This is a genomic window from Aquimarina sp. MAR_2010_214 (genome assembly GCF_002846555.1).
Lineage (GTDB): Bacteria > Bacteroidota > Bacteroidia > Flavobacteriales > Flavobacteriaceae > Aquimarina.
Genome location: NZ_PJMS01000001.1, coordinates 3,070,892 through 3,096,367 on the forward strand (window position 1 = coordinate 3,070,892; position 25,476 = coordinate 3,096,367).

Genomic DNA, 25,476 nt, shown 5'->3' on the forward strand with positions numbered 1-25,476 from the left:
TTAGGAATATTTCCGTTGATTGTTTTTTATGGGTTAGTGAGAAAAAATAAGTTGCTAATTTTAGAAAAAATTAATCTCTATAAAAATTATCATTGGCCCTTAGCCTTTTCATATTATGTAGGAGTGTTAATTATACTATGGATTAATATACAATTACTGTTTATAAAAGAATTTCATGTATATCACTTCATCTATTCAATGTTAGGTGTTGTTATCGTATTTATAGCCCAATTACCAAGTACTAAAAAGAATTATAGTAAAAATATTGATTGATAATTGTGTACTATGTGTGAGGTGATCAAAAAAATGAGAATTACCTAATACTATCCCTGCTTCGAGTAGTGTTTGTCCTATTTCTGGTTGTTGTACTTCTATTTACCCTGGTAGAACTTCTACTTCTATCATATCTACTTCGTGTACTTCTGCTATGATTATAATATCTATTAGTACTATGGTAACTATGAATATTATTTCCATGATAATCCCTTATTCTCACATAACGGGATCTATTTAAATTAATATAGTGGTACTGGGCAGGAAGAGCATCAATAGTTATCCATATATTATTTTCAAAATAAATATAATGTCTATAAGAAATATCATAGTAAATATTATGATCAGGAAAATAGACATAACGTACTGTTTCAACTCTATTTGGATAAAACCAAGGTGGTGGAGGTGTATCTGGCGAAGATGTAATTACAATAGGACCACAACTCTTCAAAGATGCAATACTTAGAATTATCATTAAGAATATAAAAAGTTTATTAGTTTTCATCTTAGTTAGATTGATATATCAAAGTAACCAATATAGATTTTGATTTTAAATGACTTATGTCATTCCTACAATAAACAGTTTCGGGTAAATTTGGAATACAATAATGACTTCTTTAGAAAAGATGATAGGTTTAAAATTTCCAAACAAAAAAGAATTAAAACGATTCAATGCACTTTTTGGCATATTGGCAAAGTATGGATTTGAGGATATTGTAGCTAATAGCCATATTCAAAAAATAATTCCAAATACTTATCTTAAAAAACATCCTGAAACCAATCAAATACTATCATTTAATCGTTTTGAGCGCATTAGAATGGTATTAGAAGAGTTAGGGCCTACTTATGTAAAGTTAGGGCAAATTTTTAGTAATAGAGAAGATTTATTGCCATCTGAATTGATTAAAGAATTAGAAAAACTGCAAGATCAAGTACCGGTAATAGAAAATTTTGATGTTACAGCCACTATAGAAGAAGAGTTAGGGATTGTGATAAGTGATTATTTTGCTAATATTGATTCAGAGCCTTTGGCTGCAGCCTCAATCGCTCAAGTACACAAAGCAAAATTACGTAATGGTAAAGTAGTAATTCTTAAAATTCAACGTCCAGATATTGAGGAAACTATTGAAGCAGATATTCGAATAATGAAACAGCTAGCTAAAAGTTTACATAAGCATAGTAAACAAGTTAAAGCCTTTCAGCCTATGCGTATTGTTGCTGCTTTTGAACAAAGTATTAGAGAAGAACTTCAATTTACAAGGGAAATAAATAACATTAAACGATTTACAAAGAACTTTGAAGGAAATACCGAAATATATATACCAAAAGTATATGAAGAATTATCAAATAACCATATCATTTGTATGGAATTTATTGATGGGATTAAAGTTTCTGAAATAGAAACATTAACCATACAAAACATCAATTCAAGAGAAGTAGCAAAAACAGGTGTAGATCTATATTTAAAACAAATATTAGAGCACGGTTTTTTTCATGCAGACCCGCATCCGGGAAACATATTAGTAATGCCAGATACTGGTAAAATCTGTTTTATAGATTTTGGTATGATGGGTACAATTATGCCTAATGACAAAGATCTTCTAGAGGAATTACTGCTCTATTTTATGAATAAGAATGTAAAAAAAATTATTATAGTTTTAGAAAAAATTAGCATAAAAACTTCGATATCAGATTATAAAAAACTTGAATATGAGTTGTATGAGCTAATTGAAGGGATTATTAATACTGCTATTGATGATATTAGAATGGATACTGTTTTGAGTAGATTTAAAAACATCTTATATAAAAATGAAATTATTTTACCACATTATTCATATATGTTAATGAGAGCCCTTGTTATTATTGAAGGCGTAGGTCTAAAATTAGATCCCAAATTTAATATTACCGATAACCTCTCACGATATATCAGTGCATTTACTTTTAATAGATATCACCCTAAGCGAATTTTAAAGAAAAATTTGGCAAGATTTCGAGATATCAGTGAACTGATAGATAACTTTCCCGAAGATATGAATACGATTCTGAGAAAGATAAAAGAAGGAAAGTTGATGATGGTTCATGAACATAAAGGAATTGATCAATTTCAAAAAAATATAAAAAAGGCAACCAATCGATTGGTGTTTGCTGTGATTATTGCTGCGTTGTCTATAGGATCTTCACTTTTGATTATTGCAGATATGCCTCCCAAACTAGGAGGCGTACCGATTTTGGGAGCTATTGGTTTTGTTTTGTCTGCAATTTTTGGATTCATTATTTTGGTTTCTATAATTAGAGATAGAGAATTATAATTCTCATAAATGACTAAATAATTTGAGACTGTAATAAAATTTAAAGAAGTATTTTTATTGAAAAACTTATCACTTTTTTAAGTTAAATATTCAATTTTAATTATCTTAATGGAAGATATAATCATACAAACAGAAAACTTTCAGTTAACCCAATCGGATTTTCTTATCAGAATGTTAATTGCTTCGGGTATTGGTTTTGTTTTGGGATTGGAAAGAGAATTCTCCCAATACTCAGAAAAAGGAGAGATTTTTGCAGGAATACGAACTTTTAGTCTTGTGGCATTATTAGGCTTTCTTTCGGCCTTGTTAAGTTTTATTTTTGGTAATTGGATTTTTGCAGCAGGCTTTATTAGTGTTGTCTTGATGGTAGCAATTTCATATTGGATTAGTGGGCATAAAGGACAAATCGGAGGTACAACAGAATTTGCAACAATCTTTACTTTTCTACTAGGAGGGTTAACATTAATGGGATATATCAATTTTAGTTTAGCACTCACTGTAGTGGTAGTGGTATTACTTTCTCTTAAGATTAAGCTTAAAAGTATTATTGGTCAGGTAACTCAGGATGAACTTTATGCTTTTGTTCGTTTTGTAATTATCGCTCTATTAATTTTGCCTTTTTTACCAAATAAAAATTATGGTCCATTTGAGGTAATTAATCCAAGAGAAATAGGTTGGGTAGTTGTATTAACTTCAGGTATCGGGTTTGTTGGATATGGATTAATAAAATTTTTAGGCGCTAAAAGAGGAATACTATTGACTGGTATTTTAGGGGGGATGGTATCTAGTACCATAGTAACCTGGACATTTTCTAAAAAAAGTAAAGAAACACCCATACTCTCTAGTAATTGTGCTGTAGCAATTTTTGCAGCTGCAACAACTATGATTATTAGAGTTTTTATTTGGGTTTTTATTTTTAACCGGGCTATGCTTATAGAGTTGGGCTTTCCTCTCTTTATCATTTTTATTTCAGCATTAGGGACAACTCTTTTCTTTTACAAAAAACAGAAAAAGAAAGAGCAGCTTAATGATAATTTACATTTGGGAGATCCTCTTGACCTAAAAAATGCAATATTTTTTGGTGTTATCTATGCAGGTATTTTAATTCTAGTAAGCTATGCTAATAGTGAATATGGAGCTAAAGGGATTTATGTGTCAAGTGCTATTAGTGCATTAACAGATATTGATGCAATCACGATTTCTGTAACCAAATTAGCAGGAGAAACTATTGATTTTTTAGCTGCTCAGAATACAATTTTGATAGCCACATTAGCTAATACTATAGTAAAAATAGGAATTGCATTATGGGCAGGAAGCAAAATCCTGAAAAAATATATACTTATTGGTTATGGTCTTATATTTTTAGCAGGGGTTGTAAGTTTCTTGCTATTAAATATCTAATTATAGATATGATTTTTACTAGTTTAAGGTATTGGTGATATGATAATTATCACCTTTTATATATTGTTTTCTTCATAAATTAGGATGATAAATACTTTGACAGGTTTATGTATGTTCACTAGATAAAAGTAAAATAGATAATGGGTAATGAACACATTATTAAATGGCTACTAGAAGGAGATGTTGCAATACAATATCAAGTGCATCGTGATCTGCTATCAACAAAGCGCGAAGATATTAGAGATAGAATTTCTATAGAAGGGTGGGGAGCGCAATTCTTATCCAATCGCAATTCAAATGGGCATTGGGGTAAAGCCTTTTATCAACCTAAATGGACATCTTCACATTATACATTGCTTGATTTGCGAAACCTATGTATTTCAACAAATAATGGACCTATACAGGAAACAATTGATAAAATATTGAAAGAATGTAAAGCCGACGATGGAGGGATATACCCGGGAGCAAAAAAAAGTGATGGTTGTATCAATGGTATGTTTCTCAATTATGCAAGTTATTTCAAGACAGAAGAATATCATTTGAAATCTGTAATTGATTGCCAGTTACAAGAACTAATGCCAGATGGAGGTTTCAATTGCAGGTTAAATCGTTCTGGAGCAAGGCATAGTTCACTACATACCACACTTTCGGTTTTAGAGGGGTTTACAGAATATGAACATAATGGATACACATATCGATTAGAGGAAGTGAAGAAAGCCATACAATCGTCAAAGGAATTCATATTGCTCCATCAATTGTATATTTCGGATAGAACGGGAAAGATTATTAATAAAATTTTTCTGAAAATAAGCTACCCCAGAAGATGGAGGTATGATATACTCAGTGCATTGGATTATTTTCAATATTCAAAAACTGAATGGGACCAAAGAATGCAACCAGCTGTTGATGTGATCATGCAAAAAAGGAAAAAAGATGGTACTTGGAACGTACAAGCCAAACATCTTGGACAGACGCATTTTGATATGGAGAAAGCAGGGAAATCAAGTCGTTGGAATACTTTACGGGCATTACGTGTGTTAAAACACTTTGAAATTGGAAATGATACAAGATACAATTGAAAAAGTAGAATTTGTTAAACATGGTTTCAAACCTATTGAGATTTTTAAATTCGAAATTCGTCAATTCGATTTCTATGACAATACCAAACGGTTTTCATAAAAAGATTTGTTTTTTATTAATGCCATTGCGATATGTATTAGTTTGTTTCTAACAGCATTGAGTACACTCATTTTGTTCCTACCTTCTTCTACTTTTCTCAAGTAAAAGTGTTTAAGATCGTTATCCATTCTTACTGCTCTCATAGCTGCCATTTGGAGCACGGATTTAAGTTGCATATCCGCCATTTTTGATACTCTTGGTTTTGTCTTTAGACTTGTTCCACTTTGTTGTTCGAATGGAACAACGCCAGCAAAACAAGCTAGTTTTCTCGGATTAGTCAATCGCACAAAACCATCAGTTTTCACAGCTAAAGTCCAAGCTGTAACTGATCCTATTCCTGGTATAGTTCTGATACGTTCTATGTCCTTTTCCAAAACAGAATCATTAGCTATCTCCTCTTTAATCAATTTTTCTATAGCCGCTATATGTTTATTAATCTGCTCAATTTCTTTTAAATTGATTTTCATTGAGGAACTTATTATTTTAGTCCTTTTAACTGTTTTAAGCTCCTTATTTTGTTGTTTAATAGCCTGTCTAGTTTTTACCTTATGTCTACGTTGGCTCATCAGTATTTTTATATTTTGTACAGCCTCACTTGTGGGCTTCCAGCAATCAAAATCTTGATAGTTCCTTTCAATAAAAGTAGCAATGCGCTTAGCATCAACTTTATCATTCTTACCACGAACTAAACCGATGCTTCGTTTAATGTGCTTAGGATCGATCACATAAACATTAAATGAATAATCCTTCAAAACTTCATATAAATTATAATTATAAAGACCAGTATTTTCCATTGCAATAAAGATCTCAGCATCTAAAGTAGTTATCTGCTTAAAGAGTTTTTTAATCGCTTTGATTTTATTTTCAATCTTAAAGAATGCTTCTGATTTCTGATCAACTAAACAAATATCTAATGTTTTTTTACTAATGTCAATTCCTAAATAAATACTTTTCATAATTTTACCTCTCTGAATGAAAAGAGCATTTTCATCATAACTCGACTCCTTGATAATGGGCTTAAAATCCCGAATTTCTATTAGAGATTGTTGATGAAAGAAAGAACTTAAGTCTAAATCGAACTATGAAGTTTACCCTTCTGAGTGTTATTAGTGTACTTAAGTTCTGCTCTTTTTTATTTCAATAAATATAATTATGCAAGTCTAAAGGAGTTCTTCGACCAAAGGAAGAAGTGTATCGAGAATAGAATTTTGAATTAAAAAGCTATTCTCGATAGTTCTGCTGAGTTTGCCAAAGTATAATTTTTCTTCATGTCATCTCGAGCCCTTCGGCTTAGCTATTAGTTTAGTATTCTATATTTGAAAAAAAAATTAAATCACTTCATAGTGAACTGATATTTGTCAGAGGTTTTGTTTTATGCTAAGCATATCTTTGGATATAGAGATAGAATCAGATCATAAAATAAGCTTGTTATGTATTTTTCTACTGAAGTAAGTTTTGGAGCTGATAATAATGGTAGTGACGGGGTTGTGACTTTAAAGAAAGCCCAAACCCGCCCTCAGCAGGTTTTTACTATGATTCCAATATTGTTTGCTTTATATCAGTTTACCGGAGGCTTATCTGGTTAAATCTTTTGAGGAGTATGTACTAACTGTTTTGGTGTAATTGCACTTATTATAATCTCCCAAGCGGTAAAGGAAGTCGACATATACTATTGATTCTATCTGGCTAAAAAAACAAATATTATGGATCACGTTGTATATCTAGATCATAAAGCAAAAGAGCTCGAAAACTTAAAACTTGGAACTAAAACCATGATCATAAGAGGAGCTACAGGAAGAAAATTACCTTATGGTCGTGTTAATGCATCTGATGTGCTCTTTTTTATAGAGAACAAAGGAGATGGATTTATAAAAGCCAAGGGTATAGTAGATACAGTATTCTTCTCAGAAAAGCTATCACCAGAAGTGTCATCACAAATGGTAACCGATCATCAAGATGAATTATTACTGGATTCGAAATTAAAAAAACGATTTGCAGGAAAGCGATATTTGACTCTAATAAAGGTTAAAAATTTTGAAATTATAACACCTTTCAAAATAGATAAATCTAATTACAGTACTATGGATGATTGGTTGGCTGTTGAAGATATTAGTAATGTGATGATTGATTAAAAAAGCTAACTCTTAATATTAAATAAGATGAGCAATCAAGCTAACATAAAAACAATTATTGATCAAAAAGATAATAATATAGGAAAATTTTGGTCACGTGAAGATGGAGATATTCATGCACCTCATGGCAGCAGTACAATGGATACACTTACAGTTTTAGGAGAATTGGGGGCTACTACAAAAGAGTATCCAATACTTTTTGAAGCTATAGATTTTGTATTGAGATACCAAACCGAAGATGGAGCTTTTAGGTACTCAAAGACTAGTTCAAAACTGCCTTGCATGACAGCTCGTATACTTGCTGCATTTGGCCGACTAGGCGCTCATACAGATAAAAGAATGGAAAAAAGTTACCAGCGGCTTTTGGATATACAATGGAGCGATGGTGGTTGGAGGTGTAATACAGTAAAACTAGGAAAATCTCCTGACACAGATGCTAGTAACCCAGGAACTACCTTATATGTTTTGGATGCCTTTCGTTTCAGGAATAATTCTAAAAAAGAATATGATCAATTAGATAAAGGTATTGAGTTTTTACTTAAACATTGGACTATACGGCGACCTATGGGTCCATGTACTTTTGGAATAGGATCACGATTTTTTCAGGTAGAGTACCCATTTCTAAGATATAACTTGTTTTATTATGTTTATGTCCTTTCTTTCTATGATAAAGCGAAACAAGATGATAGATTCAAGGAAGCTTATACAGCGCTTTTAGCTAAGACCGAAAATGGAAAAATCCTCCCTGAAAATCCACATAGGACCTGGAGGAGATTTGACTTTGCCAAAAAAGGAGAAGTTAGCCATCTGGCATCAAAACGCTGGAAAGAAATTGAAACAAATGTTGTTGCGAAAAATATAGATGATTAAGAATCCTCACAATATATTAGCGCAAGATGTTCTTCTTCAGTTAGATGCGGATCCAGAAAATGGTTTGTCTACTACCGATGTTCAAAAACGCCAAGCTATATACGGAGAAAACAAACTAAAACGGAAAAGAGCAAAAAGTGGTTGGCTTATATTAGTAGAGCAGTTCTTTGATCCTATTATCTATATTTTGAGTAGTGCTATGTTATTAGCATTTATTTTTGGGGAATGGCTAGAAGGTTTTTCTGTACTTGTAGTTATTCTTATAACATCTTTGATAGGCTTTTTTATGGAGCGACAAGCGATACGTTCTGTAGAATCCCTTCAAAAAATGACTCAGACTGTTGCAAATGTATTACGTGATGGAAGTATTAAACGTATAAAAGCTCGTTATTTAGTTCCTGGTGATAGTATATTATTAGCATCAGGAGATGTTGTTCCGGCAGATGCACGTTTGATTTGGCATCAAAGTCTTGCAGTCAAAGAATCTGCACTTACAGGAGAAAGTCATCAGGTAGAAAAAAATGTAGATGTTCTTCCGCTAGAAACACGTTTAATAGAGCAGACGAATATGGTTTTTAAGGGTACCATTATAACCAGAGGTAATGCGAAAGCAATCGTTACGGCTACCGGAGATAAAACGGCTATTGGGCAAATAAGTAGTTTAACTCAAGAAACTGGACAAGAAAAGACCCCTCTAGAAAAAAAGTTGAATAGATTAAGCCATTGGCTTATTGGATTAACATTGATTCTGGCAGTATTAATAGCAATAAGCGGGTATTTTCAAGGGAAAGATTTAATGTTAATGATCAAAACAGGGATCGCTTTGGCCGTAGCTGCGATCCCAGAAGGATTACCAATAGTGGCTACAATTGCTCTAGCTAAAGGGATGGTGAAACTATCTAAACAAAAAGTGATTATTAAAAAACTAGAATCCGTACAAACTCTAGGTGAGACCACTATTATATGTACCGATAAAACAGGTACGTTAACAGAAAATAAAATGGCTGTTCAAAGACTCATCTTTCAGAGTGAAGTATTAAATACTACAGACTTTGGTGATGAGGATGTTCTCAATCGATTAAAGGATGATTTAGTGTTTTCTAAAGTTGTACAGGTTGGGATATTATGTAATAATTCACAACATGGTCAAGAAAAAATGAATGGCGATTCTATAGAAATTGCATTATTGGATTTTGCAAAAATGGTAAATTATAATAGTGTAGAAATCAGAAGCCAGTATCCCGAATTAGAAGAAATGCCTTTTGATGCTGAACAAAAAATAATGGCAACTTTGAATACATATGAAGATCAATATCTCGTTAGTGTTAAAGGAGCTCTTGAGAGTGTACTTGACTCTTGTGATCGTATTCTTACTAAAGAAGGGATTCTACCTTTTGAAAACAAAAAAGAGTGGTATGACAGAGTTGATATTATTGCTTCTGAAGGTCTGCGAGTTTTGGCTTTTGCATATAAAGAAATCAGTACAAAATTAAGTGCTGACCAGCTCATAAATGAGCTTGTTTTTTTAGGAGTGATAGCATTTATAGACCCACCTCGGGCAGATATAAAATCAGCTATTCAAATCTATAAAGATGCTGGAGTAAAAGTGATAATGATTACTGGAGATCACCCAGATACAGCCAGAAAAATTGGAGAAGAAGTAGGATTAATAGCAATTGAAGATACAGAAGAAAGTGTGATCCATGGTAAAACTATTGTAGAAATGGAAAACCTTAGTTCTAAAGAAGAAAGTGAAATTTTGAATGCTAAGGTTTTTGCCAGGATGGTGCCAAAGCAGAAACTAGATTTGGTTAATTTTTATCAAAAACATAATGCCATTGTCGGTATGATTGGTGATGGAGTCAATGATGCTCCTGCAATAAAAAAAGCAGATATAGGAATAGCTATGGGGATTCGGGGTACAGAAGCAGCAAAAGAAGTTGCAGATGTTATTTTGATGGACGATCAATTCACATCTACCGAACTAGCCATAAGGCAAGGACGAACAATTTTTGAAAATATTCGAAATTTTGTAGTGTATCTTCTATCCTGTAATTTGGCCGAGATTATTTCGGTTGCAATTGCCTCGATAAGCAATTTACCACTCCCTTTACTTCCGTTACAGATTTTATTTCTAAATTTAGTAACAGATATATTTCCAGCCTTAGCACTGGGCATGGGAAAAGGGAATGCTGGTATTATGAAACAGCCACCACGTAACCCAAATGAGCCTATCATTACAAAAAAACTTTGGATGTCTACAATTATTTATGGGATATCCATTACGATATCGGTTATAGGAGTAACTATCTATGCAAACTTTGTATTAAAACTGTCCTCAGAAATTATTAATAATATGGCATTCTATACATTAGTGTTGGCTCAACTACTCAATGTGTTTAATATACCACATCGTAGCGCTTCTTTTTTTAAAAATGAAGTAACTACCAACCTTTGGGTTTGGGTTGCAATAGCGCTTTCAATATGTATTATGATTATTGCATACTATATTCCTGTACTTCAGCAAGTGCTTTCGCTAGTTCAATTATCGGTAGAGCAATTTGTAACGGTTAGTATCTTCGGAGTTGGAACTTTGATCTTGACTCAAATCATAAAGCGTTTGGGAGGAACGGTATAATTAATTAACATTCTAATTAATGGAAATTTTAACAGATAATACTAAGCAGATTTTGCAAGATCGCTATCTTTTGAAAGATGATCAAGGAGCTATAGTAGAAACTCCTAAGGAACTGTTCTGGCGTGTTGCTAAATTTGTAGCTTCTGCAGAAAATGAAATAGATAGAGTAACGTGGGAAGCACGTTTTTATAACCTGTTGTCTAACCTTAATTTTTTGCCTAATTCTCCTACGTTGATGAATGCAGGTCTAACTAATGGGCAGTTGAGTGCTTGTTTTGTATTGCCTATAGAAGATAGTCTGGAAGATATCTTTACAACCCTTAAAAATGCTGCTTTAATCCATCAGAGTGGAGGAGGTACAGGTTTTAATTTTTCGAAATTACGCCCTAAAAATGATTGGTTAACATCATCAAAGGGTACTTCATCGGGGCCAGTTGCTTTTATGAAAATTTATGATGCAGCTACAGAATATGTAAAACAAGGCGGCAAACGAAGAGGAGCCAATATGGGGATTCTAAATATTGATCATCCTGATATTGAAGAGTTCATTAATTCAAAATCTGATAATCAGGCAATTAGTAATTTCAATATTTCTGTTGGAATTACGGATGACTTTATGAATGCTGTAGAAAAGGATTTGAATTGGAACCTTATTAATCCGCGAACAAGGAATATTGAGAAAACCATAAAAGCTTCAACCTTATGGCAAAATATTGTGCAACAAGCCTGGAAAACAGGTGATCCAGGATTGATATATTTAGATACTATAAATAAATATAACCCTTTACCAAATTCAGGAAAAATACAAAGCACGAATCCGTGTGGTGAGGTTCCTTTGCTAGATTACGAAAGCTGTAATCTGGGGTCTATAAATCTTTCGAAAATGGTCATAGATACTTCAAATAAAACTCAAGTTGATTGGAATACATTGAAGGATACTGTTACTATTGCTGTTCGATTTTTGGATAATGTGATAAGTGTAAATCATTATTTGTTGCCAGAAATTGAAAGAATAACAAAAGCTCATAGAAAAATCGGATTAGGAGTCATGGGTTGGGCTGAGTTACTAATAAAATTAGAAATTCCTTATGCTGCTGATCAAGCAGTGCAATTGGCAGAAAAACTCATGAAGTTTATTAAAGAATGTAGTTATAGCGCTTCTTGTGAACTGGCTAAAGAAAAAGGAATATATCCAGTATTGGAATCTAGTATTCATTATAATGATATAGACCTACGTAATGCTACATGTAATAGTATTGCACCTACAGGAACAATTTCGGTAATAGCAAATACTTCTTATTCAATCGAACCATTATTTGCCCTGGCATATGATCGAGTTGGAATTCTTGGCGGTAAAAAACAGACAGAAATAAATTCTTTGTTCGTTAATAAAATGAAGACCTTAGGGTTATGGAACAAAGAAGTTAAAAAACATATATTAAAACATGGAAATATCAAAGGCTGTAATGAGGTTCCTAATTGGGTGAAGAAGCTCTTTGAAACAAGCTTAGAAATTCCTTGGAACTATCATTTGTTACATCAAAAAGCTTTTCAGAAATATACAGATAATGCAGTTTCTAAAACTATTAACCTGCCTAAAAATGCAACAATTGAAGATGTTTCAAAAATTTATCATACCGCATGGGCATATGGATTGAAAGGTATAACGATTTATCGTTACGGGAGTAAAAACCATCAGGTACTTCAGAAATGTAATCTCAATACCAGTAATGGATGTTAGTTAAGCATTCATTCCACCATCAATCACGTGTGTAGTTCCAGTGATGTATTTACTTTGATCAGAAGCCAAAAAGAGTACTAATTCACCGATTTCATTAGCTTCTGCATACCTTCCAAAAGGTATGTTAGCTTCAAAACCTTTCTGAACTTCTTTTGGGTTATCTGGCGAGATATTTTTTTCGATATCACGCATCATCCTTGTATTTACAGGCCCTGGGTGTATGGTGTTTACTCTAATACCTCGATCTGCATTTTCTAATGCTGCCGTTCGCATGATACCTATAACAGCATGTTTGCTGGCTACATAGGCTCCCAACCCTTTAAATCCCTTAAGACCAGCAACCGATGATGTAATTATTACACTCCCTCCATTAGACATTTTTGGTATAACGTGTTGACAACCTAGCCAAACACCTTTTAAGTTTATAGCAATAACTTTATCAAAAATATCTTCTGGGTAGTCTACAATATGTTTTGATGCCCCTTCAATCCCTGCATTATTGAAAAAGATATCGATTTTACCAAAAATCGATAATGTTTCTGAAATATAGTTTTGAGTGTCTTCGGATTTTGAGACATCAGCGACACAGTATTTTACATTTGAATTATCAAGTTCTTTTACCACATTTTTTAGAGTGTTTTCTGTTCTTCCTACGAGCATTATTTTTGCTCCTTGATCAAGAAATAGTTTCGCGGTTGCTTTGCCTATACCACCGCTACCTCCTGTGATTATTGCTACTTTGTTTTTTAATGAGTCCATTTTGTGGGTTTATTATTAATTCGATTTCTTCAATCTATGTATTTGTAAACCCTTATCTTTTGTCTTCATAACTGCAAGATTTGAGGATAAAATATGAGACTGTATTGCTGGAGGAGTTTTTATAGTTGTTTTTTTGAAATCTATGTGAATTGGACCTACTAGATAGGCTTTCTCATTTCCTAGAGTATCAATTACTACTTCATTATAAGTATAAGAAACTACATTTTTACCCAGAATTTTATTTTCTCCGAGCTTTTCTTTTTCTAATTTGAGTACAATGGCATGACCTTGATCAAAATTAATAGCATTGATATACTCTGGCTTTATAGTTATCTTTCCTTTGATATCTATATATCCATAATAATGTACCTCTTCAACCATTTGTTTTATAATACATTTACCTCCTTTGAAAAGAGGATATGATTGTTTACCAATGGTAGTGGTTACCAGATCATCTCTATAATCAATTACAATTTCTCCTTTTGGATTTATAAAGGCCCATTTACCATCTTTTTTTATTGCTGCCAGTTTTTCATGAAAGGGAGTAATTTCATCTATATCAGTGATGATTTGTGCTTTTGATGTAAAGGATAATAATATTACACAGGTTATAAAAAGAAATGAATTTTTCATGATATATGCTTTTATAGTTTATGATCTAAAGTTATTATCAGTAAGGCTGTTATAAAATGATATTAGTCATTTATTTCAGATTTTATTTAACAAACCTGTATAAAAGTAAAGCTGATATTACTCATATTTTAGTAAGAAGAGATGATGTAATTTTCATTAGGAATTATAAAAGCAGAAATCAAGATGAAAATGGGGTTATTATTCTGCGTATTGATTAAGAGATATTTATGATTATAAAAATGATTTTTAGCCAAATTCTGAGATTATCGAATTTTGAAGGAATACAATATTCACTCCTCTATTCTTAAAAAAACTGAACAATGAAAAAAATTATAATCCCATCATTCTTTTTATTTATAATATTTGGGTTATTTGAAGATATATATGCTCAAACTACTTTGCCACACCATACTAAAGAGAAATATGAAAAGACAAAGACTTTTAATCCAAAAAAAATTGCGATTATAGGTATGACAGACAATCTTGAAGCTCGTAAAGCTTTTGAATCAAAAATGGAAGAAAGACTAATAAGTTATCATATAGATGCATACCAAAGTATAAGTATTTCCTCTGTGGTTTTTACAAAAATAGAAAAAGCTGAAGAAGAACTTAATGAGCTAATTGAAATAATAACCAAAAGAGGATATGATAGTTTTATGATAACTGCAGTAACGGGAGTGGAGGAGAAAAGAGAAGATGCTGAAGGGTATTTTGGAACATATAAAGTATATCATTTAGAAACCGATATTTATATGATTAGAAGTAAGGATATGCCACTATTATGGGGCATGTGTCTTGATATTTATGACTATCAATTGGTAGAGCTTAAAATCGAAGATTATGTAAATTCCATCATTATGCAAATGGAATATGAAGGTCTACTGATTAAAAATAATCAAAGAGAAGTATTCCCTTTAACTACCAATTAATATTTATCCTGACTATTATCATTTTTTCTTGAAGGAGAGTTCAATACTTTTAGTTTTCAACAAATCAAAGAGAAATGAAGCTTTTAAAAAAAATATCATTAATCGTTTTGGCTATTATCATCATATTATTTCTGTGGGCAACATGGTATAAATATGAGTATGCCATGGAAGAATCAAAGACCTTTCAGGTAAATTCTCCAGATTTTGAAAAAAGACTTTTGATCGCTACACAAGGAAGTGTTTTTAAAGATTCTATTACCAATAGAATAGTAAACCAGTATAAATCAGATTCTATATTTATTAAAGTTATAGATATTTCTTCTTTAACTGATGTTGATCCGCAAAACTATACAGCTATTTTATTGATCCATACCTGGGAGAATTGGAAACCACCTTATGTTATTAGGCAATTTATAGAAAGAACAGATGATCAGCAGGATAAAATAGTGGTATTAACGACATCCGGAGGGGGTACCTATCAAATGCCAGAAATAGATGCGATAACTGGAGAGTCTAATCTTGAAGAGATATCAATTTTTGTAGATAAGATCATTGATAGACTAGAATTAAAATTAAGACTTAAGGACTGACTATTATTAATTTAAAGATTAAAAATCATGAGGAAAGTAATATACATATTGATTATAGTAATGTTATCAAGTTGTTCTTCGGTTCGAGTAGTTGATAGTTGGAAAAATGATGAAATATTGGTTTTTAAACCCAAAAAATTATTGATTTTGGGAGTAACTCAAAACCTTACGGCACGTAAGATTTTTGAAGAGGAACTGAAAAATGAATTCATGAAACATAATATTAATGCTTATGTGAGTACAGATATTTTTGATACTTCATTTACAGATTCTCAAAAAACTGAAGAAGAAATTAATACTTTGGTTAATGAGCTTTCAGGAAAAGGGTTTGATGCCGTAATCATAAGTGTTGTTAAGGGAGTTGATGAAAAAAAGAACTATAGTCAAGGGTATTATAATGTAGGGTATAGCTGGAGGAGATTTGGGAGGTATTACTACACCTATCAAGATATATATTATAATCCCGGATATTATAGTGAATATAAAGTATATCATGTAGAAGCTTCGATTTATAATATTAATGAAGGTGATGATAAATCATTAGTTTGGGTCGGTGCTTTAGATATTGTTGATCCTCAAACGATATCAACTACTGTTAAAGAATATGTGAACACTATTATATCAAGATTAGAAATAGATCGGGTAATAACTAGAATCTAAATATCGATTATTATAAACACTACACGATGATATGAAAGTCATAAGGAATATAATGGTTAGTATTTTATTTTTGATGTGCATTGGTTTATCCTTTGCACAAGACCGATGGTCGGTAGAATTTAGACCAGGTTTAAATTTCCCTACTCAAAATATAGGCAATGTAAACCTAGGGATTGGATTTGGCTTCGACGCTACAGTATCATACCGTTTTGTGCCTCATTTTACAGGTTACGTAGGTTGGGGATGGAGTCAATTTCAATCAGACGAACCTTTTGGGGAAAGTAGTATGTATTTTGAAGAAACGGGTTACACATTTGGTGTTCAGTTTACTTATCCTATTAATGATACCAGATTATCATATCTAATAAGATCTGGTTTTATTTATAATTGTATAGAGATTGAAAACAATAATGAAAACACAACTGTTAAAACTGATCATAGCTTAGGTTGGCAAATAGGAGTAGGGATAGATTATAAACTTGATGATAGATGGAGCTTACGACCAATGTTGGGATATAGCTCACTTTCAAGTGATATTGAAACAAATATATTGACTACCAATCTGGATCTTAATTACATCTCCTTTGGAGTAGGTATATTATGGGGATTTTGGAAATAATGAATTACATGAAAATAGTATTGATATATATAATAATAGTTCATGAGTTAACCCATCTTATGAGTTTTGTTAAAGCATTTTAGATAGCAGAAATCAGCCACAAACATATCAAAATATGACTAAGTTACTTAACGTGTTCTGGTTACTCATATCTGTTTTATTTATTACTTCTGTAAAAAAAAGTAGTCTACACTAGAAATAATTTGAATTATAATTTCGCAGATTCTTATAATCATATGTTGGTTACGCCAATATAAATGGTTGTTACCATACTCATTAACAGCTTCTTTTTTTACTTTTAAAATCACTAATGTAACTTTTGTTACAAACAGAATGATTATAAAATTCTAATTTCAATGATTAAAAATTGTTATAATCAAGCATATAGTTTGATTACATCTGACCACTTAAAAACAATAAATTAAAACAGATGAAACGACGAAATTTTGTTAAGAAAACTGTATTAGCTTCAATGGCGGCGGTTATAGGAGTAGATATTGTTTTTGGCAAGACCATGCCAAAAGGATACCATCCTATTGCTTTGCAAGATCAAGATCCTTATAAGATGTTCAATAAAGATAAAGCAATGGAAGTGCTTAATGATAAGCCATGGAATATTGAAGCAAAAGCACATTTATTAGATGATAAAATAACTCCTAATAAATATATGTTCGTAAGAAATAATGGTCTTATCCCTCAAAATATTGATGTTTCATCCTGGACATTGACCATAGATGGTGAATCTGTAAAACAACGGAAAATATATACTTTAGATGAGTTAAGATCAAAATTTCCTGAATATACGTATCAGCTTACCTTAGAATGTGGTGGTAATGGGCGTAGTGAGTTTGATCCTCCCGCTAAAGGAAATCAGTGGACCGTAGGAGCGGTATCTTGTGCCGAGTGGACAGGTATTAGGTTAAAAGATGTTCTAGAAGATGCCGGTATCAATGATGATGCAGTATATATAGGATATCATGCTGCAGATATTCATTTAAGCGGCGACTCTAAAAAAGAACCAATCTCTAGAGGAGCACCTATGACAAAAGCATTACAAGATGAAACTTTATTAGCATACAAGATGAATGGAGAAGATATCCCGTTGGTTCATGGGTATCCTTTAAGATTAGTAGCAGGAGGGTGGCCAGCATCGGTTTCAGGAAAATGGGTGAATAGAATCAGCATACGTAATAAAGTACACGATGGTACCAAAATGACAGGAACCGCTTATCGGGTACCATGTGAGTCGGTCGCTCCGGGAGAAAAAGTAAAGGACGAAGATATGTGTATCATAGAATCAATGCCTGTAAAATCTCTTATTACCTATCCAAAATCTGGTGCTATGATCAATTTAGGGAAAAAATTAAACATAAGAGGGCATGCCTGGGCTGGTGAGCTAGAGGTTGTCAAAACAGAATACTCAATTGATTTTGGAGCAACATGGAACGAATGCCCTGTAGAAAAACCAGTAAATAGATTAGCATGGCAACATTTTTCGGCCTCTATAGATTTTCCGAAAAAAGGATATTATGAAATTTGGGTTCGAGCAACAGACACTCAAGGAATAAACCAACCTATGATACTTCCGGGTTGGAACCCAAAAGGATATTTGAATAACGCCTGCCACCGTATAGCGGTAAAAGTGAAGTGATAAATATGGATAATCAGACACAATTCAAGCAACAGATTAAAACCATTTATCGATTTCTACTAGTCGTATTTGCAGTGGTAGGATTGATTACCGTTGCCGGAATTTACCTGATTGTTGATCCAACATTATCTGCATTTAGAAAAGTAGAGAAAGAATCTACTTATGTTACTATTTTAGAGGAAGAAGATGAAGATTTAGTAAAGAATGGTATTCATGTTAGAACAGGTTTTATCGATGCCGAAGGTTTGATGGTAGTAGTAAATAATTGTACCAATTGTCATTCTGCAAAACTGGTTATGCAAAACAGGATGAATCAAGAACGTTGGATTGCAACAATTCGATGGATGCAGGAAACACAAAATCTTTGGGACTTAGGAGGGAATGAAGAAATTATTGTTAACTACCTCGTTACTAACTATCCCCCAAAGAAAAAGGGAAGACGCGCAGTGTTAACAAATATAGAATGGTATGAATTACAGGATTAGTTTGATTGTTATTATGGGGGTATTGATGTTTTCCTGTTCTAAAAACAAGGAAAAGGTTGATAAAACGACTACTTCTGTGATTGAAATCGAAACAAAAACCTATTTTAATTCTGAACATATTATAGAAGCTGAAGAATTACTATCAATTACAACTAAAAACAATATAAAAATAGTAGATTTCAGAAAACCAGAAACCTATAATGAAGACCATATTAAAGGAGCACTAAATATCTGGCGAACGGACATAGAAGATGCATCATATCCTTATAAAGGTATGATGGCTAAAAAAGAACAAATTGAAAATTTATTTAGTAAACTGGGAATTAAAAATGATGACATTCTAATAGTATATGATGATAAAGGAGGGTGTGATGCCGCTCGATTGTGGTGGGTGTTAAAAAATTATGATTTTGAATCCGTAAAACTATTAAATGGAGGAGTAAAGGCCTGGGGAAAAGCAGGAGGAACTATGACTAGAGAACCTGTTTTTGTAACTGCATCTAAGTTTACATTGCCTGCAAATAGTTCTTTCAGCTTGTGGATTGGTAAGGATGAGGTTATGAAGGTGCTAACCTCAGATAAAAATGATATCATTCTTGATACAAGAGATATGGACGAATTTAGTGGCAAAAGGCAAAAAACAGGAGCTTATAAAGGGGGAAGAATTCCTAAAAGTATCCTTATTGATTGGGGGGAAGCTATTGATTATAGTGGCACCCAAAAATTTAAATCATTTACAGATTTAGAACAGATTTATAATAGAATGGGCGTATCAAAAAATGACCTTGTTATTACATACTGCCATAGTGGAGTTAGATCTGCTCACACTAACTTTGTGTTAACAGAGTTACTAGGTTATAAAAATGTAAAAAATTATGATGGCTCTTGGGTAGAATGGAGCTATTTTGATGAGCTACCTTTTGAACAAGATAGTATAACTATATTAAAAAAGTAAGATTATGGAAAAGTATATCACTGCATTCACAGATGCATTTATGGGCAGTGTACAATGGACATGGAAATCCATATTATTTGAAGTTCCTTGGTACACAAATTATTTCTGGGGACTAACTGTGATCTCTTTACTAGTTTGGGGACTAGAAATTGCTTTCCCTTGGAGAAAAAACCAATCTGTTTTTAGAAAGGATTTCTGGTTGGATGGATTCTATATGTATTTCAATTTTTTTCTTTTCGCTATAGCGATTAGTGGGTTTTATAAACTATTAGGATTACTTTTTGGCGATATAGGAATTTCGGTAAAAAGTATGACAATTATGGATATTTCAAGTCTTCCTATGTGGGCTCAACTCGTTGCCTTTTTTATTATTTTAGATTTTGTACAATGGTTTACCCATGTGCTGCTGCATAAGTATCCATTTTTATGGAGATTTCATAAGATACACCATTCTGTAAAAGAAATGGGGTTTGCAGCACACCTGAGATATCACTGGATGGAAAATATTTTTTATAAACCTTTAAAAACTCTGGGAGTAATGATACTTGGCGGATTTGAACCTGAACAAGCATTCATAGTTCATTTCTTTGCCATTGCTATTGGTCACCTAAATCATGCCAATATCAAAATTACCTGGGGACCATTAAAATATATCTTTAATAATCCGGTGATGCATTTATATCATCATTCCTATGTATTGCCAAAAGGTTCCTATGGAGTCAATTTCGGGATTAGTTTAAGTTTATGGGATTATATTTTTAAAACCAATTATATTCCTGAAGATAGTGGAACTATAGAAATTGGATTTCCGGGAGATGAAAAGATTCCTAATGGTTTTCTTAAGCAGATTATTTATGGTTTTAGTAAGAGAAAATGATTAAATAATAATCCTGTTATGTATTTTATTTTTTTAATTTAAAATACATAGCAGGTTAAAATGAATACATCAACATGAATATCCTTATCTCCAGATTAGGAAACCACCTTTTAAGCTATAGATCTTACAAAATCCCATTTTAACTAGTTTTCCTGTTGTAGCCCGGCTTCTTCCTCCCGAACAGCCACCGGGCAGATTTTACACCTGTATGCACATCAGAGTTTATGACTTTTTTGTATCTTTAAAAAAAAATTGAGAAGGCCAATTGTAAATTAGTTAATTTGTCAATTGATGGATTGTACAGCCATATCGCATGGTTGAGAACTATTAAAGACAAAATTCAATTAGTGCATTAATTGCAATGCAAACCTCTGACGAATTTTCGGTAGCAACACCAGCAGACCGGAACCCTGGTGATGATGTGATTATTTCACCTGATGGATCTTGTGGTATTGCTGAAGATAGAATGGAAGAACAGAATGAAGAAATGGAATGTGGTGACTGGTTTTCTGGGCTAAAAAACTTGATAAAGACACAGTGTTAGATAAGATTCTTAAAAATTAATATGATTTATTTTATGACATCACATTTTTTAAAAAAAACAGCATATTTGACGTTTAGTATATTGATTTTCTCTTGCAATACTTCTGAAAAGAAAAAAATTGACGCTATTGAGAATGTAAAAGTTAAAAAAGAACATGTATACACTATAGATGTTAAGGGTGTTTCTGTTTTGTGGACAGCTTATAAGTTTACCGATAAATTGGGAGTTAGCGGAAAGTTTGATGACTTTAAATTGTCTTTGCCAAATGAAGCTGAATCCATTGAAGGATTATTAGAAAACTCTAAAATTGAAATCTATACAGAGTCTGTAAACTCTAATTCTGAAATTAGAGACCCTAAGTTGAAAACTTCTTTTTTTAAGGTGTTTAATACAAGTACTATAAAAGGGACCATATTAGAAGCAAATCAAGGAAAAGGAATTATTGATTTAAAGATGAATCAGATGTTACATCCTTTAAATTATTCGTATTCATTTAAAAATGATACCATAATAATGGCTGCCAAAATTGATTTAAATATATGGAATGGAGAAGAAGCTATGCAGTCTTTAAACAAAGAATGTTATGATCTTCATAAAGGTTCTGATGGTATATCAAAACTTTGGCCAGATGTGGATGTACAGATTAAACTTCCAGTTAATACAAGATTACAATCTGAATAGTGTAGGTATAAGAGATTGAATAAAAAAGACAAAGAAAGGGGATGAATAATCATAGGAAATCAAAGGTCATCAGGGTAACATTTGAAGTATTAATAAACAAAGTTATTATAGTTTGATAAAATGTAATTCCTATATTTTCTACAGTATCCATAACTATTGATTTTATACCATAAATCTAATTCCAAAACTTTAAGTTTTTTATGATAAAAATTAGATGAGGAATGGTTTGTTAAGAGAGGTACTTAAATATTTGTTTATCTAGAAATTAGATTAGATTTCAGTAACATAAATTCACTAACATTTGCAAGATCAATTTTGATTATGAGTCTTTGAAATTTATTAACTATAATCTGTTTGCAGACCAAACATCGCTTTTTATTAATAGTCCAAACCAATCTTCCAGATGCCATGTATGTGTTAACTTACCATCTTTTAGATAATGAAACTCATGAAGTGCAATTGTAACTTTCTTATTTACAGGAGGTATCCCTAGTAACTCTTTATCATGGGTAAAAATTAATTCAGCTCGAACGCCTGCGCGCTCATGTGTTCCGAATATCTCATGAATGATAATCTCAATGTCGGGAAAGGTTTCTATTAATTTCTTCATAATTTCCTGTAATCCAATTGGTCCTTCTTTTTGACCAGGAGCTAAAGGAATATCTTGCCAGTTAGGGGTGCAAACCTCATCCAATAATTCTGGCTGCTTCTTTTTCCAAGCGTCATAAAATAACTTTATGGCTTCAATTTCTTCTTTTGTAATGGCTCTTACCGTTGTATTTGTTATTTTGCTCATTTGCTTATTGTTTTTTAGTAAAAAATGCGTCTATTCTTTCGCTTATTAAATCATTTGACCAAGCAAACAAAAAACCTAATAGCATTGTGAATACAGTTAACCCAAGTACTTTTGTATTCGGCTGTGTATGGGAGCCAAACCAAATAATCATCCCCAAAAAATAAGCAGGAATAACATTCAGATATTTTAATTTAGACAAATAATAAACACCTGTAATAATCACAAATACAACTATTGAAAATCCTGAAATTCCTAAGGTTTTGCTTAACAGAGTTCCTAAGTACTGTATTATAATAGCGAATAAGATTCCCAGTAATTGTTGAGTGAAAATTAGTGAAGCACTTTTGATATTTTTACCAAGTAAGTAATAGCTTACCCAAGCAATAAACAATACCCAAGTTGGAAAATGCCATGAGAAACTCACAAAAACAGCTATTGCTCCTATAAGTCCCATTGTTAATGCATGTGATAGTGATTTCATTTTTTTTGAAAGATTTTAAGTTTTTTATAAATTTTGATCATTCTGGAAAGAATCCTTTAAATAAAGGAAGGGCTTTATTTTTTCTATCATTCGAAAAATATCATCGTGGTTTTTCAATATCACTTCTAATTTTTCAACTACAGCATCCCTTTCTTCATCTAAAGAAGTAAGCGTTAATCTGTACTCCATAACCTATTTAATTTATAGATAAGAGCCTCCAGATATTTCAATACGCTGAGCGTTAATCCATCCTGCTTCATTGGTACATAAGAAAGCTACAACACCTCCAATATCATCGGGTAGACCAACACGTCCTAAGGCGGTTTGTGAAGCTAAGTATTCATTCATTTCTGCATTATCCCTAACTGCACCTCCCATAATATCAGTTTCAATTGCTCCTGGTGCTACAATATTTACTCGTATTCTTCTTTCTCCTAGTTCTTTAGCCTGGTATTTAGTTAAAGTTTCCATTGCACCTTTCATAGCCGCATAAGTTGCAAAGCCTGGTGTTGCAAAGCGAGTTAAACCCGAAGAAACATTAACAATCCCACCATGGTTATTTAATACATTCAACACTTTTTGTGTAAGGAAAAAAGGTCCTTTTAAATGTATTTCCAGCATTTCATTAAACTGTTGTTCACTTACATTTCCAAAATTTATGTAATGAATAAATCCAGCGTTATTAATTAAAAAATCGATTTTTTCAGAATTAAAATTTGATTTTATAGTAGCTATAAGTGTATCAATAAATGTATCATAGCCGGAGATCTCCAATACATTTAATTGTAGAGAAGTTGCATTCTGTCCAATTTTTTTGATGGCTTCTACAACTGTTTCAGCTTCTTCTTTATTCGTGTTATAGGTAAGTACTACGTCAAGCCCTTTTTTAGCAAGATTCAAGGCCATATCTTTTCCTAAGCCACGGCTACCGCCTGTGACTAATGCTATTTTACTTTGTGTCATTATAATTAATTTTAAATTTATAATGCAAAGTTATAGAGCTAAAGAAGGGGCTAGGTTGTAAGTATCAATCTATAATTTGTAAAAATCAATCATTTATTTTCTAAACGACAATGGGGTAAAAGAAGTTCGTTTCTTAAAAAAATTAGAAAAGTGAGCAACTTCTTCAAAGCCAAGAGAGTTTGATATCTCTGAAATATTCCAATTTGTCTGCTTTAAAAGAATTTTTGCTTCTTGAACAATTCTACTATTTATAATTTCTGTTGTGGTTTTTCCTGTATTTTCTTTTAATACTTTGTTCAGATGATTTACATGCACAGCCAACCTATCTGCATAGTCCTTAGCTGTACGTAGAACAAGTCGCTGTTGAGAAGATTCGATAGGGAACTGGCGTTCTAACAGTTCTATAAACAATGAAGAAATACGGTCAGAAGCTTTCTGAGAGGAATATAGTGTAGTTGCTGGTTGTAATTTTTGCCCAAAATGTATTAACTCTAAAACTAAATTACGAAGTAGATCATATTTGTATACATATTCTGAGGATATCTCTTTTTGCATTTTATTAAAGATATACTCCAGTTCTTTGGTTTCATCCTCTGAAAGATGAAATATAGGGTAACTGCCTGGATTAAAGATTGGTAAATCATCTAATAACAGACCTATATTACTTTTTGTTAAAAAATCTTGTGTAAAAATACAGAATTGACCTGATTGCTCAGTGCTTTGTGGTGTCCAATGATATGGTACTTTTGGAGTTGCAAACAATAAAACAGAACCATTAAGTTCAATTACTTTGTCTGCATATTCAGCTCTATTTTCACCTTTAATTAAACTTATTTTATAATATTCTCTTTTACTATAAGGCATTATATGTTTGCCTTTTGATTTGTCAAACAACTTTTCAATTTCAAATACATTAAAATGACCTATTTCTTTAGAAACTCCTTCGGGAATTTTTGTTGCTATTTCTTTATAAAAATCTTCTAAAGTAGTTTCCTTTTTCATTATTAAGTAATTGTAAATTTCAAATTTACTTACTTTTTTAAAATATCTATTTCTTTTGTAATTAAAGTGTTTTAAAAATTTTTTCGGCTCGCACTTTTTTTTGCAGGATTCGAATGAGAACCGAATTAAACCATATTAATTCAATTCTTAAAGTAGTCTAAAAACCACAAAACCTTGTAAATCATGAGATTTACAAGGTTTTAGTTTTCTGTGGTAGTTATTTTAGTCGGGGTGGCAGGATTCGAACCTGCGACCTCCGCGTCCCAAACGCGGCGCGATAACCGGGCTACGCTACACCCCGAATCATA

General features: G+C 32.2%; 27 protein-coding genes and 1 tRNA gene. 18 read left to right on the forward strand and 10 right to left on the reverse strand.

Translation table 11 applies throughout. The features are described 5' to 3' along the window. Positions 1 to 313 precede the first annotated feature (313 nt). Positions 314 to 778 carry a hypothetical protein gene (locus ATE84_RS13075; RefSeq protein WP_143273625.1) on the reverse strand — a complete coding sequence of 155 codons (465 nt, stop codon included), beginning with the start codon at positions 776 to 778 and terminating at the stop codon, positions 314 to 316. Between the two features lie 103 nt (positions 779 to 881). On the opposite strand from ATE84_RS13075, the gene ATE84_RS13080 reads away from it, so the two are divergent. The 3 genes from ATE84_RS13080 (at position 882) to ATE84_RS13090 (ending at position 5,062) form a co-directional block, all read left to right on the forward strand. After that, entirely contained in the window at positions 882 to 2,582 is a 1,701-nt protein-coding gene (locus ATE84_RS13080; RefSeq protein ID WP_101448384.1) for an AarF/ABC1/UbiB kinase family protein, read from the forward strand. 108 nt (positions 2,583 to 2,690) lie between these two features. Beyond that, positions 2,691 to 3,983, forward strand: a complete 1,293-nt coding sequence (locus ATE84_RS13085) for an MgtC/SapB family protein (RefSeq protein WP_101448385.1) — start codon at positions 2,691 to 2,693, stop codon at positions 3,981 to 3,983. 140 nt (positions 3,984 to 4,123) lie between these two features. Next, on the forward strand, positions 4,124 to 5,062 hold the full coding sequence (locus ATE84_RS13090) for a hypothetical protein (RefSeq protein WP_101448386.1): 939 nt from the start codon (positions 4,124 to 4,126) through the stop codon (positions 5,060 to 5,062). Between the two features lie 72 nt (positions 5,063 to 5,134). On the opposite strand, the gene ATE84_RS13095 is transcribed toward ATE84_RS13090, so the two are convergent. Continuing rightward, on the reverse strand, positions 5,135 to 6,118 hold the full coding sequence (locus ATE84_RS13095) for an IS110 family transposase (RefSeq protein ID WP_101448387.1): 984 nt from the start codon (positions 6,116 to 6,118) through the stop codon (positions 5,135 to 5,137). A gap of 474 nt (positions 6,119 to 6,592) precedes the next feature. On the opposite strand from ATE84_RS13095, the gene ATE84_RS26185 reads away from it, so the two are divergent. The 5 genes from ATE84_RS26185 to ATE84_RS13115 all read left to right on the forward strand — a co-directional run bounded on the left by ATE84_RS26185 (position 6,593) and on the right by ATE84_RS13115 (position 12,543). Then, positions 6,593 to 6,748, forward strand: coding sequence for a hypothetical protein (locus ATE84_RS26185; RefSeq protein WP_158237247.1), 156 nt, complete (start codon positions 6,593 to 6,595; stop codon positions 6,746 to 6,748). A gap of 117 nt (positions 6,749 to 6,865) precedes the next feature. Further along, positions 6,866 to 7,294, forward strand: a complete 429-nt coding sequence (locus ATE84_RS13100) for a hypothetical protein (protein WP_101448388.1) — start codon at positions 6,866 to 6,868, stop codon at positions 7,292 to 7,294. 27 nt (positions 7,295 to 7,321) lie between these two features. After that, the gene (locus ATE84_RS13105) at positions 7,322 to 8,164 is read left to right on the forward strand and encodes a prenyltransferase/squalene oxidase repeat-containing protein (RefSeq protein ID WP_101448389.1); all 843 of its coding nucleotides are present in this window, start codon (positions 7,322 to 7,324) and stop codon (positions 8,162 to 8,164) included. Then, positions 8,157 to 10,802 carry an HAD-IC family P-type ATPase gene (locus ATE84_RS13110; RefSeq protein WP_101448390.1) on the forward strand — a complete coding sequence of 882 codons (2,646 nt, stop codon included), beginning with the start codon at positions 8,157 to 8,159 and terminating at the stop codon, positions 10,800 to 10,802. Before ATE84_RS13105 ends, ATE84_RS13110 begins: the two co-directional genes overlap by 8 nt. A gap of 19 nt (positions 10,803 to 10,821) precedes the next feature. Beyond that, on the forward strand, positions 10,822 to 12,543 hold the full coding sequence (locus tag ATE84_RS13115) for an adenosylcobalamin-dependent ribonucleoside-diphosphate reductase (RefSeq protein ID WP_101448391.1): 1,722 nt from the start codon (positions 10,822 to 10,824) through the stop codon (positions 12,541 to 12,543). Here the strand turns inward: ATE84_RS13115 and ATE84_RS13120 are convergent, their stop codons facing one another. Next, the gene (locus tag ATE84_RS13120; RefSeq protein WP_101448392.1) at positions 12,544 to 13,302 is read right to left on the reverse strand and encodes an SDR family NAD(P)-dependent oxidoreductase; all 759 of its coding nucleotides are present in this window, start codon (positions 13,300 to 13,302) and stop codon (positions 12,544 to 12,546) included. 15 nt (positions 13,303 to 13,317) lie between these two features. Further along, the gene (locus ATE84_RS13125; protein ID WP_101448393.1) at positions 13,318 to 13,935 is read right to left on the reverse strand and encodes a WG repeat-containing protein; all 618 of its coding nucleotides are present in this window, start codon (positions 13,933 to 13,935) and stop codon (positions 13,318 to 13,320) included. A 320-nt stretch (positions 13,936 to 14,255) separates the two neighbouring features. On the opposite strand from ATE84_RS13125, the gene ATE84_RS13130 reads away from it, so the two are divergent. From ATE84_RS13130 to ATE84_RS13175, 10 genes are all read left to right on the forward strand, one after another. Beyond that, the gene (locus ATE84_RS13130) at positions 14,256 to 14,864 is read left to right on the forward strand and encodes a hypothetical protein (protein WP_101448394.1); all 609 of its coding nucleotides are present in this window, start codon (positions 14,256 to 14,258) and stop codon (positions 14,862 to 14,864) included. Between the two features lie 74 nt (positions 14,865 to 14,938). After that, complete coding sequence (locus ATE84_RS13135) at positions 14,939 to 15,454, forward strand: hypothetical protein (RefSeq protein ID WP_101448395.1); 516 nt, start codon at positions 14,939 to 14,941, stop codon at positions 15,452 to 15,454. Between the two features lie 27 nt (positions 15,455 to 15,481). Continuing rightward, entirely contained in the window at positions 15,482 to 16,114 is a 633-nt protein-coding gene (locus ATE84_RS13140; protein WP_101448396.1) for a hypothetical protein, read from the forward strand. Positions 16,115 to 16,166: 52 nt separating this feature from the next. Further along, the gene (locus ATE84_RS13145) at positions 16,167 to 16,733 is read left to right on the forward strand and encodes an outer membrane beta-barrel protein (protein WP_158237248.1); all 567 of its coding nucleotides are present in this window, start codon (positions 16,167 to 16,169) and stop codon (positions 16,731 to 16,733) included. 430 nt (positions 16,734 to 17,163) lie between these two features. Beyond that, entirely contained in the window at positions 17,164 to 18,384 is a 1,221-nt protein-coding gene (locus ATE84_RS13150; protein WP_101448398.1) for a sulfite oxidase, read from the forward strand. A 5-nt stretch (positions 18,385 to 18,389) separates the two neighbouring features. After that, positions 18,390 to 18,869, forward strand: coding sequence for a monoheme cytochrome C (locus tag ATE84_RS13155; protein WP_101448399.1), 480 nt, complete (start codon positions 18,390 to 18,392; stop codon positions 18,867 to 18,869). After that, positions 18,853 to 19,824, forward strand: coding sequence for a sulfurtransferase (locus ATE84_RS13160; RefSeq protein WP_101448400.1), 972 nt, complete (start codon positions 18,853 to 18,855; stop codon positions 19,822 to 19,824). The genes ATE84_RS13155 and ATE84_RS13160 overlap by 17 nt, the downstream gene beginning before the upstream one ends. A gap of 4 nt (positions 19,825 to 19,828) precedes the next feature. Then, positions 19,829 to 20,701 (forward strand): sterol desaturase family protein, encoded by an 873-nt coding sequence (locus tag ATE84_RS13165; RefSeq protein ID WP_101448401.1) that lies wholly within the window; start codon positions 19,829 to 19,831, stop codon positions 20,699 to 20,701. Positions 20,702 to 21,062: 361 nt separating this feature from the next. Next, positions 21,063 to 21,245: a hypothetical protein gene (locus ATE84_RS26575; RefSeq protein WP_233195801.1), complete on the forward strand. Its 183-nt coding sequence runs from the start codon at positions 21,063 to 21,065 to the stop codon at positions 21,243 to 21,245. A gap of 33 nt (positions 21,246 to 21,278) precedes the next feature. Beyond that, on the forward strand, positions 21,279 to 21,926 hold the full coding sequence (locus tag ATE84_RS13175; protein WP_158237249.1) for a YceI family protein: 648 nt from the start codon (positions 21,279 to 21,281) through the stop codon (positions 21,924 to 21,926). A 343-nt stretch (positions 21,927 to 22,269) separates the two neighbouring features. On the opposite strand, the gene ATE84_RS13180 is transcribed toward ATE84_RS13175, so the two are convergent. From ATE84_RS13180 to ATE84_RS13200, 6 genes are all read right to left on the reverse strand, one after another. Continuing rightward, positions 22,270 to 22,722, reverse strand: coding sequence for an ester cyclase (locus ATE84_RS13180; protein ID WP_101448403.1), 453 nt, complete (start codon positions 22,720 to 22,722; stop codon positions 22,270 to 22,272). Between the two features lie 4 nt (positions 22,723 to 22,726). Further along, on the reverse strand, positions 22,727 to 23,203 hold the full coding sequence (locus ATE84_RS13185) for a DUF1097 domain-containing protein (RefSeq protein ID WP_101448404.1): 477 nt from the start codon (positions 23,201 to 23,203) through the stop codon (positions 22,727 to 22,729). 24 nt (positions 23,204 to 23,227) lie between these two features. Then, on the reverse strand, positions 23,228 to 23,392 hold the full coding sequence (locus ATE84_RS26190) for a hypothetical protein (RefSeq protein WP_158237250.1): 165 nt from the start codon (positions 23,390 to 23,392) through the stop codon (positions 23,228 to 23,230). Between the two features lie 12 nt (positions 23,393 to 23,404). Next, positions 23,405 to 24,169 carry an SDR family NAD(P)-dependent oxidoreductase gene (locus tag ATE84_RS13190; RefSeq protein ID WP_101448405.1) on the reverse strand — a complete coding sequence of 255 codons (765 nt, stop codon included), beginning with the start codon at positions 24,167 to 24,169 and terminating at the stop codon, positions 23,405 to 23,407. Positions 24,170 to 24,259: 90 nt separating this feature from the next. Next, on the reverse strand, positions 24,260 to 25,168 hold the full coding sequence (locus tag ATE84_RS13195; protein ID WP_101448406.1) for an AraC family transcriptional regulator: 909 nt from the start codon (positions 25,166 to 25,168) through the stop codon (positions 24,260 to 24,262). Positions 25,169 to 25,394: 226 nt separating this feature from the next. Continuing rightward, positions 25,395 to 25,469, reverse strand: a tRNA-Pro gene (locus tag ATE84_RS13200). Positions 25,470 to 25,476 lie beyond the last annotated feature (7 nt).

Coding starts and splice junctions, on each gene's coding strand:
- ATE84_RS13075 (WP_143273625.1), bottom strand. CDS start 778: ATGAAAACTAATAAACTTTTTATATTCTTAATGATAATTCTAAGTATT.
- ATE84_RS13080 (WP_101448384.1), top strand. CDS start 882: ATGACTTCTTTAGAAAAGATGATAGGTTTAAAATTTCCAAACAAAAAA.
- ATE84_RS13085 (WP_101448385.1), top strand. CDS start 2,691: ATGGAAGATATAATCATACAAACAGAAAACTTTCAGTTAACCCAATCG.
- ATE84_RS13090 (WP_101448386.1), top strand. CDS start 4,124: ATGGGTAATGAACACATTATTAAATGGCTACTAGAAGGAGATGTTGCA.
- ATE84_RS13095 (WP_101448387.1), bottom strand. CDS start 6,118: ATGAAAAGTATTTATTTAGGAATTGACATTAGTAAAAAAACATTAGAT.
- ATE84_RS26185 (WP_158237247.1), top strand. CDS start 6,593: ATGTATTTTTCTACTGAAGTAAGTTTTGGAGCTGATAATAATGGTAGT.
- ATE84_RS13100 (WP_101448388.1), top strand. CDS start 6,866: ATGGATCACGTTGTATATCTAGATCATAAAGCAAAAGAGCTCGAAAAC.
- ATE84_RS13105 (WP_101448389.1), top strand. CDS start 7,322: ATGAGCAATCAAGCTAACATAAAAACAATTATTGATCAAAAAGATAAT.
- ATE84_RS13110 (WP_101448390.1), top strand. CDS start 8,157: ATGATTAAGAATCCTCACAATATATTAGCGCAAGATGTTCTTCTTCAG.
- ATE84_RS13115 (WP_101448391.1), top strand. CDS start 10,822: ATGGAAATTTTAACAGATAATACTAAGCAGATTTTGCAAGATCGCTAT.
- ATE84_RS13120 (WP_101448392.1), bottom strand. CDS start 13,302: ATGGACTCATTAAAAAACAAAGTAGCAATAATCACAGGAGGTAGCGGT.
- ATE84_RS13125 (WP_101448393.1), bottom strand. CDS start 13,935: ATGAAAAATTCATTTCTTTTTATAACCTGTGTAATATTATTATCCTTT.
- ATE84_RS13130 (WP_101448394.1), top strand. CDS start 14,256: ATGAAAAAAATTATAATCCCATCATTCTTTTTATTTATAATATTTGGG.
- ATE84_RS13135 (WP_101448395.1), top strand. CDS start 14,939: ATGAAGCTTTTAAAAAAAATATCATTAATCGTTTTGGCTATTATCATC.
- ATE84_RS13140 (WP_101448396.1), top strand. CDS start 15,482: ATGAGGAAAGTAATATACATATTGATTATAGTAATGTTATCAAGTTGT.
- ATE84_RS13145 (WP_158237248.1), top strand. CDS start 16,167: ATGGTTAGTATTTTATTTTTGATGTGCATTGGTTTATCCTTTGCACAA.
- ATE84_RS13150 (WP_101448398.1), top strand. CDS start 17,164: ATGAAACGACGAAATTTTGTTAAGAAAACTGTATTAGCTTCAATGGCG.
- ATE84_RS13155 (WP_101448399.1), top strand. CDS start 18,390: ATGGATAATCAGACACAATTCAAGCAACAGATTAAAACCATTTATCGA.
- ATE84_RS13160 (WP_101448400.1), top strand. CDS start 18,853: ATGAATTACAGGATTAGTTTGATTGTTATTATGGGGGTATTGATGTTT.
- ATE84_RS13165 (WP_101448401.1), top strand. CDS start 19,829: ATGGAAAAGTATATCACTGCATTCACAGATGCATTTATGGGCAGTGTA.
- ATE84_RS26575 (WP_233195801.1), top strand. CDS start 21,063: ATGCAAACCTCTGACGAATTTTCGGTAGCAACACCAGCAGACCGGAAC.
- ATE84_RS13175 (WP_158237249.1), top strand. CDS start 21,279: ATGACATCACATTTTTTAAAAAAAACAGCATATTTGACGTTTAGTATA.
- ATE84_RS13180 (WP_101448403.1), bottom strand. CDS start 22,722: ATGAGCAAAATAACAAATACAACGGTAAGAGCCATTACAAAAGAAGAA.
- ATE84_RS13185 (WP_101448404.1), bottom strand. CDS start 23,203: ATGAAATCACTATCACATGCATTAACAATGGGACTTATAGGAGCAATA.
- ATE84_RS26190 (WP_158237250.1), bottom strand. CDS start 23,392: ATGGAGTACAGATTAACGCTTACTTCTTTAGATGAAGAAAGGGATGCT.
- ATE84_RS13195 (WP_101448406.1), bottom strand. CDS start 25,168: ATGAAAAAGGAAACTACTTTAGAAGATTTTTATAAAGAAATAGCAACA.